The organism is Dactylosporangium sp. NPDC000521 (genome assembly GCF_042898305.1).
Lineage (GTDB): Bacteria > Actinomycetota > Actinomycetes > Mycobacteriales > Micromonosporaceae > Dactylosporangium.
In genome coordinates, this window is record NZ_JBIAYW010000018.1 from 157494 (window position 1) to 170030 (window position 12537).

Sequence of the window (12537 nt, forward strand, 5' to 3'; positions counted from 1 at the left end):
AAGGAGTAGACACCACATCCTCCCGACAGGCCTGCTCTCATCTTGCAGCTCGTTCTCGGCGTACGCGCTCAAGAAATGCGGTGTCAGATTCGAGGTCAGCGTGACCGACCTGCTGGTCGAGGTCGACGACGCGTTCGAGTTCACTGATCGCTTGGTCGAGGTCGCCCTCCGCTCGGTGAATCGTCGCGATGTTGTACCGGGTGACGGCTTCGCCGACGCGATCGCCGATGTCCCACTGGATGGGCAGGGCCTGCTGGTAGTAGGTCAGGGCCTGCTGCCGGTCCCCGAGCCTGGCGTATACGAGGCCGATGTTGCTGAGGGTGACGGCTTCGCCTGCGCGGTTGCCGATCTCCCGCAGGATGGGCAGGGCCTGCTGATAATAGGCCAGCGCCTGCTGCCGGTCCCCGAGGTTGTCGTGTACGGCGCCGATGTTGTTGAGGATGGTGCCTTCACCGGCGCGGTCGCCGACCTCCCGCCGGATGGGCAGGGCCTGCTGAAAATAGGCCAGCGCCTGCTGCCGGTCCCCGAGGCCGTCGTACGCGTGGCCGATGTTGTTGAGGGTGACGGCTTCGCCGGCGCGATCGCCGATGTCCCGCTGGATGGGCAGGGCCTGCTGGTAGTAGGTCAGGGCCTGCTGCCGGTCCCCGACCCCGGCGTATACGAGGCCGATGTTGCTGAGGGTGGCGGCTTCGTCGCCCCGGTTGTCGGCCTCGCGGTACAGGGCCAGGGCCTGCTCGTAGTCGGCCAGCGCAAGCCGGGGCTGTCCGGTGGCCCGTCGGGCCCAACCGCGGTCGTAGAACGCACCGGCATCCGGGCCCAAGGTCAGGGTGGCGCCGGCCAGCGCCGCGACATCAGCGAACCGGGACGTCCGCAGCCACACCCGAGCCACCCGATCCCCGATCTCCCGGGCAATGGCCGACTCCCGGCCAGCCACCGCCAATCGATGCACCTCCACTGCCTGGGCGAGGGTTGTCATGACGGCGGTCCGGGTGCGGTGGGGTTGGTGAACCAGATGGTGTGCAGTGATCGTGCGGCGGCGGCGCAGGCTTGGACGTATTCGTCGTCGGTGAGCAGGGGGCGGACGAGGGGGCGCAGGATGTTGGAGACGTAGTAGCGGGGCTGTTGGGTTTCGGGGTCGGTGCCGGCTTCGAGGAGGCCGAGTCGGGTGGCGCGTTCGATGTGGTGGGTGGCGTCGGGGTGGTCGTGGACGGCGTGGACGGTCTCGCCCGGCACGGGCAGTTCGACGACGTTGAGCTTGGCGAGCATCTTCTGCAGGTCGGGGTCCTGGGAGCCGAGAAGCTTGGCGGCGAGGATGCTTTCGCGGAATCGTTCGGCTTCGTTCTCGATGGCGGCGATCAGGCCGTCGACGTCGAGGGTGGGGTCGGCGACGATCAGGTCGAGCCAGTCGAGAAGGCGGGGGTTGCCGGCTGCGGCCTGGATCGCGCGGGTCCGGATGTTGGGGTCGATGGGTGAGCCGTGGCGCAGGTTCGGCAGGTTGGCGATCTTCTTGTCCTGCTCGACGGGGATGAGGGTTTCCAGTGCCTCGGTGGCGATGCGGGTGCCGGCGGGTGTGGGGAACAGGTAGCGGCTGGTGATGATGACCCGGCTCGGGCTGTTCGTCTGGCGGATGGCGGTGAGCAGGGCCGGAAGGATGTCGGCCATCGCGGCCGAGAGGACGTGGCTGCCGTCGCGTTCGTCGAGGTTGCCGTCCTCGAAGTCGTCGAACACGAACAGGCAGGGGGTCTGTCCGAGCGGTCCGTCCACGTCCAGCAGGTACCGGAGTCTGCTGGCCAGGGGGACCTGGTCGTTGCTGAGCTGTTTGTCCGCCTCGGCCTGTTGCTCCAGTGCCGGGAATCGGACCTTCGTGGTCAGCTCGCGGAACTTGGTGAGGTCGACGCGGCCGTACCAGACGGCGCGCTGGTGGGTGGGCATGCGCTCGAGGATCCGGGAGGCGAGGCTGCTCTTGCCCAGCCCGCCCATGCCGTGCAGGACAAGGGCCTCGGCCCCGCCGGGCTCGTGCAGGGGCTGTTTGAGGGTACGCAGGCAGCGTTGGATGACGCGGCGCCGGCCGACGAACGCGGCACGGGCAGCGACCCGGGACAGCTGCGTCTGCGGGTCCAGGAACTCCTGATCGGCGGCCCGGGCCTGGATCCGTGTCCGCCCTCTGGTGTTGAGCGGCGTGACCAGCGGCGCGAGCGGGGACCGGTCGGCGTACACGCGCAGCAGGTGCCAGCTGCCGCGCTTGTTCGTGAACAGATGCTGACGGGCCTCGATGACGGCCTGGTCGAGCGCCTGCCCGCCGGCGAGGGCCCGGTACAGTTCCGCGGCGAACTCGGTCGCGGAGTCATCGCCGACCGGCAACGCCCACCCCAGTACCGCAGGCGCCCCGGCACGGACGAGGCTTTCGCTCATCGAGGGGAACGCGCCCCGGTCGGGGGCGTTGCCGGTGAGGCAGCCGGAGACGAACACCAGCCGGGGCCAGTGCCCGGCCATCGCCTGAGCGATCTGGTCGGCTGTGGCGGTGGCGTGCCCCCCGAGCTCGTTCTCCACCACGAACGTCGGCTGTCCGGTGGCCGTGGTGGCGTGCCCGCTCAGGTGCAGGACGTCGAAGTAGCCCTGGCCGTAGTCGCGGGTGAGGAACCGCAATCCTTCAAGCGTGCCGCTCTCCTCGACAACCAGGTCGGTGCCGGTACGGGACGTCGCCGCGAGGATGGCCGCCTCCTCCGCCTCGTAGTTGAGGACCGGCTCGACACCCTCCGGGGAGGTCGCCATGAACAGCACCCGCAGCGGCCGGTTCCCCGGCGTGAAGGGCGTCTGCAGCGCCGCGCTGGTGCCGACGGCCCGGACCGGCAGCAGCGGCGCGGGCCCGGCGACGGTCAGGAACGAACCGTCCTGGCACAACAGCTCCCACGGCAGATGCCGCAGCCGCTCCTCCGCGGTGATGCGCAGGGTGGCTCCGGGCGGCCGGCCCAGCATCGGGTGCAGCCAACGCTGATCACCGTCGACGAACGCGGCCAGCTTCGCGCCGAGCTCACGCAGCCGCGGCGAGCCGTCCACGCGCTGCGCGACCGAGTCCTGGCTGTAGTCCCGCTCCACCAGATCGATCAGCTGCTCGACCACCGCCCGATCCAGCCCCCGGGTCCGCGGCGCGGCCCCATCCTCAGAAAGGCGCACCTCGCAATAGCTGGAGGTCTGCTCGAAGATCTCCAGCTCGAACATGTCCAACTGGGTCACGGATCCTCTCCGGTCGGTCAGTGCTGCTGCTCGGTCCGCTGGAACACGCTCCCCAGCTGTTCCTGGCTGACTGTGGCAGCGCCCATTGCCTAGTCCTTCTGCTCTTGAAGTTGCACGAGGAACGTTCGCATCGCTTGCAGCGAAGGGTGTTTCTGTCGCTTCGGCCAGGGCGATCGCCCGGCGCTGGATCTTGACGGCGTCATCAATGCGTGCCATTTGCGCGAACAGCGTCGCCATGTTGTAGCTCACCGTCGCCTCTACACTGCGGTCGCCTACAGCGCGCACGAGGTCAAGAACCTCATGCAGCGCATCCACCGCCCCGATCAGATCACCTTGCTGATACCTGATGCCCCCGATGTTGTTGAGGGTGGAGGCTTCGCCGGCGCGGTCGCCGACCTCCCGTTGGATCGACAGGGCCTGCTGGTAGTAGGCCAAAGCCTGCTGCCGGTCCCCGAGCCCGTCGAACACGTGGCCAATATTGTTGAGGGTGGCGGCTTCGCCAGCGCGATCGCCAACCTCCCGCCGGATCGGCAGGGCCTGCCGGAAGTAGGTCAGGGCCTGCTGCCGGTCCCCGAGGTCGTTGTACACGGCGCCGAAGCTGTTGAGGGTGACGGCTTCGCCAGCGCGGTCGCCAACATCCCGCCGTATGGACAGGGCTTGCTGGTAGAAGGCCAGAGCCTGCTGCCGGTCCCCGAGGCTGTCGAACACGTGGCCGATATTATTGAGGGTGGCGGCTTCGCCGGTGCGGTCGCCGACCTCCCGTTGGATAGACAGGGCCTGCTGGTAGTAGCCCAAAGCCTGCTGCCGGTCCCCGAGCCCGTCGAACATGTGGCCAATATTGTTGAGGGTGACGGCTTCGCCAGCGCGGTCGCCGACCTCCCGCTTGATGGACAGGGCCTGCTGGTAGAAGGTCAGGGCCTGCTGCCGGTCCCCGAGGTTGTTGTACACGGCGCCGATGTTGTTGAGGGTGGCGGCTTCGCCAGCGCGGTCGCCAACATCCCGCGTCATGGGCAGGGCCTGCTGGTAGAAGGTCAGGGCCTGCTGCCAGTCCCCGAGGCGGTCGAACACGTGGCCGATATTATTGAGGGTGGCGGCTTCGTTGCCGCGGTCCCCGACATCCCGCTGGATGGACAGGGCCTGCTGGTAGAAGGTCAGGGCCTGCTGCCGGTCCCCGAGGTTGTTATACACGGCGCCGATGTCGTTGAGGGTGGCGGCTTCGTTGACGCGGTCGGCGATCTCGCGGTACATGGCCAGGGCCTGCTCGTAGTCCGCCAGCGCCAGCCGGGGCTGTCCGGTGGCCCTTCGGGCCCCACCGCGGTCGAAGAATGCGCCGGCGTCCGGGCCCAGGGTCAGGGTGGCGCTGGCCAGCACCGCGACATCAGCAAACCGGGACGTCTGCAGCCACAGCCGAGCCACCTGATCCCCGACATCTCGGGCGATGACCGACTCCCCACCAGCCACCGCCAACCGATGCACCTCCACTGCCCGGGCAAAGTTGACTCCAGGCTGGCCTCGATCGAGCGCATCGTTCACCAGGCCTGACGCCCCCCTTGCCTCAGCTTCCGCGGTCGACGAAACGAATCCGTCCCAGTGCCGCGTTCACCGCAAGGGCCGCAGCGTCACCCGTAGCCATGCACGGTGACACAACGCGTCACGTTCGGGCAATCGCGAACCGGACACACGCTCGCGCAGGCACTCGCGGCGTCAGTACGTGGTGAGGCCGGCGGCGGTGAAGGTGTCGCGGACGCGGGTCAGGAGTGCGGCGTCGGGGGGTGGGGTGTCCCGCAGCGCGAACGGGATGCCGAGCCGGTCGTACTTGGCGGCGCCGAGCCGGTGGAAGGGCAGGACGTCGACGCGTTCCACGTTGCCGAGGCCGGCGGCGAACCCGGCGACGCCCTCCACGTCCGCGAGGTCGTCCGTGACGCCGGGGACGAGGACGTACCGCACCCAGACGGGCGTGCCGCGGCCGGCGAGGCGGCGGGCGAAGTCCAGGGTCGGGGCGATGGAACGGCCCGTGAGCCGGTGGTAGCGGGCCGGGTCCCACGACTTGATGTCGAGCAGGACGACGTCGGTGACGGCGAGGAGGTCGTCGCCGGCGCGGGTGCCGAGCGCGCCGGACGTGTCGAGGGCGGTGTGCAGGCCGAGCCGGCGGGCGCCGGTGAAGAGGGCGTGGGTGAAGGCGGGCTGCAGCAGCGGCTCGCCGCCGCTGACGGTCAGGCCGCCGCCGGTGGTCCGCACGAAGTCCGCGAAGGTGCGGACCTGGTCGAGGACGTCGCCGGCGGTGGTCCCGGTGCCGTCGCGCATGTGCCAGGTGTCCGGGTTCTGGCAGTACAGGCAGCGCAGCGGGCACCCGGCGAGGAACGCCACGAAGCGGGTGCCGGGGCCGTCGACGCCGGTGGAGACGTCCCACGAGTGCAGGCGGCCCGGGACCGGACGCCACCATTCGGGGGGAAGGGTGGTGGCGTCCGGCCGGGTCTGGGAGGAAAGTCGGGGGTCATGCCGAGCCGTGGAAGGTGCGGTTGACGACGTCGCGCTGCTGTTCCGGGGTGAGCCGCACGAAGTTGACGGCGTAGCCCGAGACGCGCACGGTCAGCTGCGGGTACCGCGACGGGTGCTCCATCGCGTCCAGCAGTGTGGCCCGGTCGAGCACGTTGACGTTGAGGTGGAACCCGCCGGCGCCGGTGTAGGCGTCGAGGATGCGGGCCAGGTTCGTGACCCGTTCGGCGTCGGCGCGGCCGAGGCCGTCGGGGGTGACGGTGCTGGTGAGGGAGATGCCGTCGCGGGCCGCCGCGTAGGGCAGCTTCGCCACCGACAGGGCCGAGGCGACCATGCCGTGGGTGTCGCGGCCGTTCATCGGGTTGGCGCCGGGCGCGAACGGCTCGCCGGCGCGGCGGCCGTCCGGTGTGTTGCCGGTGTGCCTGCCGTACACGACGTTGGAGGTGATGGTGAGCACCGACTGGGTGTGGATCGCGTCGCGGTAGCTGGGGTTGGCGCGGACCTTGTCCATGAACGTCTCGACCAGCCAGACGGCGATGCTGTCGGCGCGGTCGTCGCCGTTGCCGTAGGCGGGGTAGGCACCGTCCACTGTGTAGTCGACGACGAGACCCGTGGTGTCGCGGACCGGTGTGACGCGGGCGTACCGGATCGCGGCGAGGCTGTCGGCGGCGACGGAGAGCCCGGCGATGCCGCAGGCGAGGAACCGGCGCACCGGGTAGTCGTGCAGCGCCATCTCGATGCGCTCGTAGGCGTACTTGTCGTGCATGCAGTGGATGACGTTGAGCGCGTCGACGTAGGTGCGGGCGAGCCAGTCGAGGGTGCGGTCGAACGCCGCGAGCACCTCGTCGTAGTCCAGGACGTCGCCGCCGATGGGTGCGGTCGCGGGCGCGACCTGCACGCCGCTCAGCTCGTCGCGGCCGCCGTTGATGGCGTACAGCAGGGCCTTGGCGACGTTGACGCGCGCGCCGAAGAACTGCATGTCCTTGCCGACGCACATCGCCGATACGCAGCAGGCGATCGCGGTGTCGTCGTCGCTGTGCTGCCGCAGCAGGTCGTCGTTCTCGTACTGGATGGCGCTGGTGTCCATCGACACCTTCGCGCAGAAGCGTTTGAACGGCTCGGGCAGCGCCGGCGACCACAGGACGGTCAGGTTCGGCTCGGGTGCCGGTCCCAGGTTGTACAGCGTCTGCAGGTACCGCAGCGACGTGCGGGTGACGAGGGTCCGGCCGTCGGCGCCCATCCCGCCGATCGACTCGGTGACCCAGGTCGGGTCGCCCGAGAACAGCTGGTCGTACTCGGGGGTGCGCAGGAAGCGGATGATGCGCAGCTTCATGACGAAGTCGTCGACGAGCTCCTGTGCGCCGGACTCGGTGAGGACGCCCTCGTCGAGGTCGCGTTCGAGGTAGATGTCCAGGAACGTCGAGGTGCGGCCGAGCGACATCGCGGCGCCGTTCTGCTCCTTCGCGGCGGCGAGGTAGGCGAAGTACAGCCACTGCACGGCCTCCCGCCCGGTGCGGGCGGGGCCGGCGATGTCGTGGCCGTAGCTCGCGGCCATCGTCTTGAGCTCGTCGAGGGCGCGCAGCTGCTCGGCCAGCTCCTCGCGGTCGCGGACGACGTCGGCGGTCGACGGCCGGTCGTCCAGGGACGCCTTGTCGCGGCGCTTCTCGGCGATGAGGAAGTCGACGCCGTACAGCGGGACCCGGCGGTAGTCGCCGATGATGCGGCCGCGCCCGTACGCGTCGGGCAGCCCGGTGATGACGCCGGCCTTGCGCGCGGCGAGGATCTGCGGCGTGTAGGCGTCGAACACGGCGGCGTTGTGCGTCTTGCGGAACCGGGTGAAGATCTCCTTCACGAGGGGGTCGAGCTCGTACCCGTACGCCTTGAGCCCGTTCTCCACCATCCGCAGCCCGCCGAAGGGCATGATGGCCCTGCGCAGCGGCGCGTCGGTCTGCAGGCCCACGATCAGCTCGTGTTCGCGGTCGATGTAGCCGGGCGCGAAGGCGGTGATCGACGCGGGCGTGCGCGGGTCGACGTCGTGGATGCCGCGCTCGCGCTCCTGCGGGAACATCGCGGTCAGCAGGCCCCACACGTGCGTGGTCCGCGGCGTCGGGCCGGCGAGGAACGTCTCGTCGCCCTCGTACGGCCGGACGTTGTCCCGCACGAACCCTGCCACGTCGACCTGGTCCCGCCACGATCCGCCATGGAAGCCGCGCCAGGCGGCGGTTTCGTTGGGGGCGCTGATGGTGGTCATCGGGTTCCTCGCATCCTTTCCGGACTTCGTGGCCCTGTTCGCTGACACGTTCAGGCTCGCGCGTATCGATGCTTGTCCACAGAGCACGAGGGCCTGTGTCGCGGGCCGAAGGTCCCGGGCCGAGGGTCCCGGCCAAGACGGGCCTTCCGCCTCATCCGCCGTCCCGCGGTGCGGGCGGAGGCTGACAGCGCGTCCACGCATCCGACAGGGGGACCTCCGACATGGGGACACAGGCACGCACGCCGGCGCGGCAGGCCCGGGAGGCACGGCAGGCACGGGCGGAGGCGCAGCGGCGCACCCGGCGGCGGCACCGGAATCTGGGTGTCGCCGGCGGGGTCGTCATCGTCGCGCTGCTGGCCGCGATCGCGTACGTCCTCGCCGACGCGGCCGGTGGCGACGACACGCCCGCGCCGCCCGCCGCGCGGTCGACGGCTGCCCCGGCCGGCGCGACGGCCACCGGTGCGATCGTGACCGGGACGGGTCCGGTCACGGTGACGATCTACCTGGACTACCTCTGCCCGTACTGCGGGCGGTTCGAGCGGGCGAACAGCGGCGACCTGGAGCGTCTGGTCGCCGCCGGTACGGTCCGCCTGGAGCTGCACCCGCTCGCGTTCCTGGACAGGGCGTCGCAGGGCACCCGGTACTCCACCCGCACCGCCAACGCCGTCGCCACCGTCGCCGACCGTGCCCCGGCGAACGTGCTCGCGTTCAACGCCGCCCTGTTCGCGCAGCAGCCCGCGGAGGGCGGCCCCGGCCTGACCGACCAGCAGATCGCGGCGGTCGCCACCGGCGCGGGCGTCCCCGCCGACGTCGCGGCCGCGTTCACCGAACGCCGCTTCGAACGCTGGGTCGCCACCTCCACCGAGTGGGCGTTCCAGCACGGCGGTGTCACCGGCACGCCGACGGTCCTGGTCAACGGCAAGGTGTTCGAGGGCGACCTGTACACGGCCGGTCCGCTGGCCGCGGCAGTCGCGGCCGCCGCATGACCGCCCTGGAGCGGGTCCGGCGGCTGCGGCACAGCAACGGCTGGATCTACGGCACGATGCTCGTGTCGGCCGCGCTGAGCCTCGTCGCGTCGTTCGTGCTGTCGGTCGACGCGATCCGCCTCGCCGCCGACCCGGCCGCCGACCTGACCTGCAACATCAACGCGGTGCTGTCCTGCGGCACCGTCGGGCGGTCCTGGCAGGCGCAGCTGTTCGGCTTCCCGAACGCGTTCTTCGGCCTGGTCGCCGAGCCCGTCGTCGTCACCGTCGCCGTCGCGAGCCTCGGCGGCGTGCGCTTCCCGCGCTGGTTCATGCTGGCGGCGCAGGTCGTCTACACCCTCGGCGTCGGGTTCGCCTACTGGCTGTTCTACCAGTCGTCGTTCGTCATCGGCGCGCTGTGCCCGTGGTGCCTGCTGGTCACGGTGTCCACCACGCTGGTCTTCGCCACCCTGACGCACGTGAACATCCGCGACGGCCACCTGCCGCTCCCCCGCCGCGCCGGACCGGCCCTGCGCGCCGCGATCGACGCCGACCTCGACGCCGTCGCCGTCACGATCTGGCTGCTCGTCCTCGCGCTGCTGGTCGTCGTGAAGTACGGCAGCGCACTGGTCGCGTAACCGAGGACGGAGCTGACCCATGGCACACACGCTGATCGTCACCGTCGTCGTCCTGCTCGTGTACGGCGCCGCCGCCGTCACCGTCCTGACGGTCTACCGCGCGGCCGACGTGAGGGCCCCGCGACTGGCCCGGATGGAGTCCGAGGCCGCCCGGCGCCGCGTCACGGGCGGCCTCGACCGGGCCGGGTACCGGCGGACCATGGCCCTCCTCGCCGCGCTGGACGACGTCGCCCACCCGCTCACCGTCCCCGGACCGCCCCACGACGGCCCGGCCACCAGGTGACCTTCGGCCTGTGCGCCCGCGGCGCCCCCGGAGCACCGTGGATCATGAGGGGGTAGGGCCATGAAAGACGTATGTGTCCGTGACGTGATGAACCCGTCGGTGGTGGTCGTGACGGCCGAGTGCAGCGCCCGGCACGTCGCCGACGTCATCGCCGAGTTCGGGGTGAGCGGGGTGCCGGTCGTCCGCGGCGACGACCGGGTGATCGGGGGAATCACCGAGGCGGACCTGCTGCCCCCGCTGCGCCCGGACGCCGGCGGCGGGCTGGCAGGCACCGCGGCGCGATGATGAGCGCACCACCGCCGCGCGGCGGCGGGACGGTGTGGTCTCGGTGGTCGACCGCATCAGCGTGCCCGCCTCCCGTGGGTGAGCGGCGGGCCTTCGACGCCGCGTGCTGACCGGGTCGGCGCGCGCAGGACGTCGCGCCAGTCGGCGGGCCAGTTCGCCAGCGCGATGATCCCCATGATGACGAGGTGGGTCGGCGCGGCCCAGCTCTCCGCCGCCGGGTCGTGGTTGACGATGTGCGTGGTGACCGCGCCGGTGAGCACGAACACGAGCGTCGTGGCAGCGAGGAAGCGGGTCCGCCGGCTGGGCACCACGAGCAGCACGGCAGCGGCACCTTCCAGGGCGCCGACCACGAAGCGCATCCACGACGGGTAGCCCCAGTCGACGAACTTCGTGGAGTACGCCGCGCTGAACACGGTGTCGCCCGGCCAGTACTTGGTGACGGCGCCCAGTGCGAACTCGACGGCCAGCAACCAGTACAGACCCGTCGTGAGGCGTTTTGCCATGGTCGTCCCTCCGGAGGTTGGCCAGGCCGCTGGGCCTGGACTGCCGCACCGGCTCGAGGTCGCCGGTCAATCGCTTTGACCGGCGGCAGGGCAGGAACGTGACAGGCGATCGGGTGTCGTTGTCGGGTCATCGGTCGCCGATACGGCCGGCCGGTTGATGCGTCCGCCGGGCGGTTGACAGGCGCCGGGTGCGGTTCGGTGGCGCTCCGGGTCCGGGCTCTGACGCTCGGCGGCTGCGGCCCGAATGATGGGACGTGCCCGTCGATCACGGGCATCCGGAAGGAGTCCCAGGGTGCGCAACACACGCAGGCGGGGCAGGCGGAGCCTGCTGCGGGCAGCGACCGCGGCGGCGGCGCTGCTGCCGGTCGTCATCGGCGGCACGGCGGGCGGTGCCCAGTCGATCGCGTCGGCGGGGCACCCGGCGTCGAGCGCCTGGGCGTCGAACATCTGGATGGGCTCGGCCGCAACGAGCGCCGGCCTCTCGCTGGCCGACGTGCGGAAGACCATCGGCGCGAGCACCGGCACGGCCGCCGGTCTCACCGGTGCCGGGATCGGCGTCGCGCTGATCGACACCGGCATCGCGCCGGTGCCCGGGATGCCCGCCGCACAGATCGTCAACGGGCCGGACCTGTCGTTCGAGTCGCAGTCGCCGAACCTGCGCTACCTCGACACGTACGGGCACGGCACCCACATGGCCGGCATCATCGTCGCCAACGACAGCACGACCGGCACCGTCGGCCTGGCCCCGAAGGTCAAGCTCACCTCCGTCAAGGTCGGCACGTCCAACGGCGCCGTGGACGCGTCGCAGATGATCGCGGCGATCGACTGGGTGGTGGCGCACCGCAACGACGACCCCGCCAACCCGATCCGGGTCATCAACCTGTCCTACGGCACCGGCGGCACCCCGAACTACTGGACCGACCCGGTGGCGTTCGCCGCGGAGCAGGCCTGGAAGGCCGGCATCGTCGTGGTCGCCGCCGTCGGCAACGACGGCAAGCAGATGACCGACCCGGCCACCGACCAGTTCATCCTCAACGTCGGCTCGGCCGACACCCGCGGCACACTGTCCACATCGGACGACACCATCTCGACGTTCACCAGCCTCACGTACAACGGCCCGGCCAACCGCCGCACCGACCTGCTGGCGCCCGGCCAGTCGATCCTGTCGCTCGCCGACCCCGGCTCCAACATCGACGTGTCCTACACCTCCGCCCGGGTCGGGTCGAGCCTGTTCCGCGGCAGCGGCACCTCCCAGGCGACCGCGGTCACCAGCTCCGCCGTCGCGCTGCTGCTGCAGGCCCGCCCGTCGCTCACTCCCGACCAGGTCAAGTACCTGCTGATGAACAACGGCGACGTCCTGACCAGCGGCAACGCGGCCGGGCTCGGATACCGCGAGCTGAACCTCGGCAAGGCCCTGGCCGCCCCGACGCCGAACGTGAAGCAGAACTACACCTGGTCCAACGGGTCGGGCTCGCTCGAGGACGCCCGCGGCGGCAGCCACGTCGTCCGCGACAACGTCGCGCTCACCGGTGAGGCCACCATCTGGGGCACCCTCCACACCGGCACGTGGGCGTCGCGCAGCGCAGCACAGAGCTCGTGGTCGGGCGGGCAGTGGATGGGCCACCAGGTGACCGGTACCGGCTGGACCGGCACGTCCTGGGCGTCGAAGACGTGGGCCTCCTCCGCCTGGTCCGGCACGCCGTGGGGCGCCGCCGGCACCTGGACGGACCCGGGCTGGTCGGGCCACTACTGGTCCGGGCACTACTGGTCCAGCGGCACCTGGAGCGGCCACTACTGGTCCAGCGAGGACTGGTCGACCGCACGCTGGGAGTGAATTGACGCGGCGACGCCCGGGCACATCGTGCCCGGGCGTCTTCGCGTGGCT

The 12537-nt window shown here is 70.8% G+C and carries 10 protein-coding genes; 5 read left to right on the forward strand and 5 right to left on the reverse strand.

The features are described from left to right. Positions 1-37 precede the first annotated feature (37 nt). The 4 genes from ACFY3L_RS41155 to pflB all read right to left on the reverse strand — a co-directional run bounded on the left by ACFY3L_RS41155 (position 38) and on the right by pflB (position 7981). Positions 38-976 (reverse strand): tetratricopeptide repeat protein, encoded by a 939-nt coding sequence (locus ACFY3L_RS41155; RefSeq protein ID WP_389337486.1) that lies wholly within the window; start codon positions 974-976, stop codon positions 38-40. Further along, a complete protein-coding gene (locus ACFY3L_RS41160; protein ID WP_389337490.1) occupies positions 973-4767 on the reverse strand; it encodes a tetratricopeptide repeat protein in 3795 nt (1264 codons plus the stop codon). Before ACFY3L_RS41160 ends, ACFY3L_RS41155 begins: the two co-directional genes overlap by 4 nt. Positions 4768-4938: 171 nt before the next feature. Beyond that, positions 4939-5652 carry a pyruvate formate-lyase-activating protein gene (pflA, locus tag ACFY3L_RS41165; RefSeq protein ID WP_389337590.1) on the reverse strand — a complete coding sequence of 238 codons (714 nt, stop codon included), beginning with the start codon at positions 5650-5652 and terminating at the stop codon, positions 4939-4941. Positions 5653-5728: 76 nt separating this feature from the next. Beyond that, positions 5729-7981 carry a formate C-acetyltransferase gene (pflB, locus tag ACFY3L_RS41170; RefSeq protein ID WP_389337493.1) on the reverse strand — a complete coding sequence of 751 codons (2253 nt, stop codon included), beginning with the start codon at positions 7979-7981 and terminating at the stop codon, positions 5729-5731. Positions 7982-8202: 221 nt separating this feature from the next. Between pflB and ACFY3L_RS41175 the strand changes: the two genes are divergently transcribed. From ACFY3L_RS41175 to ACFY3L_RS41190, 4 genes are read left to right on the forward strand one after another with little or no spacing between them, the layout of a single operon-like run. Further along, a complete protein-coding gene (locus ACFY3L_RS41175; protein ID WP_389337496.1) occupies positions 8203-8967 on the forward strand; it encodes a DsbA family protein in 765 nt (254 codons plus the stop codon). Continuing rightward, positions 8964-9581 carry a vitamin K epoxide reductase family protein gene (locus tag ACFY3L_RS41180; protein ID WP_389337499.1) on the forward strand — a complete coding sequence of 206 codons (618 nt, stop codon included), beginning with the start codon at positions 8964-8966 and terminating at the stop codon, positions 9579-9581. The genes ACFY3L_RS41175 and ACFY3L_RS41180 overlap by 4 nt, the downstream gene beginning before the upstream one ends. A 19-nt stretch (positions 9582-9600) precedes the next feature. Next, positions 9601-9864 (forward strand): hypothetical protein, encoded by a 264-nt coding sequence (locus ACFY3L_RS41185; protein WP_389337502.1) that lies wholly within the window; start codon positions 9601-9603, stop codon positions 9862-9864. 60 nt (positions 9865-9924) lie between these two features. After that, a complete protein-coding gene (locus ACFY3L_RS41190) occupies positions 9925-10149 on the forward strand; it encodes a CBS domain-containing protein (protein ID WP_389337505.1) in 225 nt (74 codons plus the stop codon). Positions 10150-10205: 56 nt separating this feature from the next. On the opposite strand, the gene ACFY3L_RS41195 is transcribed toward ACFY3L_RS41190, so the two are convergent. After that, complete coding sequence (locus tag ACFY3L_RS41195) at positions 10206-10652, reverse strand: DoxX family protein (protein ID WP_389337508.1); 447 nt, start codon at positions 10650-10652, stop codon at positions 10206-10208. A gap of 292 nt (positions 10653-10944) precedes the next feature. On the opposite strand from ACFY3L_RS41195, the gene ACFY3L_RS41200 reads away from it, so the two are divergent. Next, entirely contained in the window at positions 10945-12486 is a 1542-nt protein-coding gene (locus ACFY3L_RS41200; RefSeq protein ID WP_389337511.1) for a S8 family serine peptidase, read from the forward strand. The last annotated feature ends 51 nt before the right edge of the window (positions 12487-12537 follow it).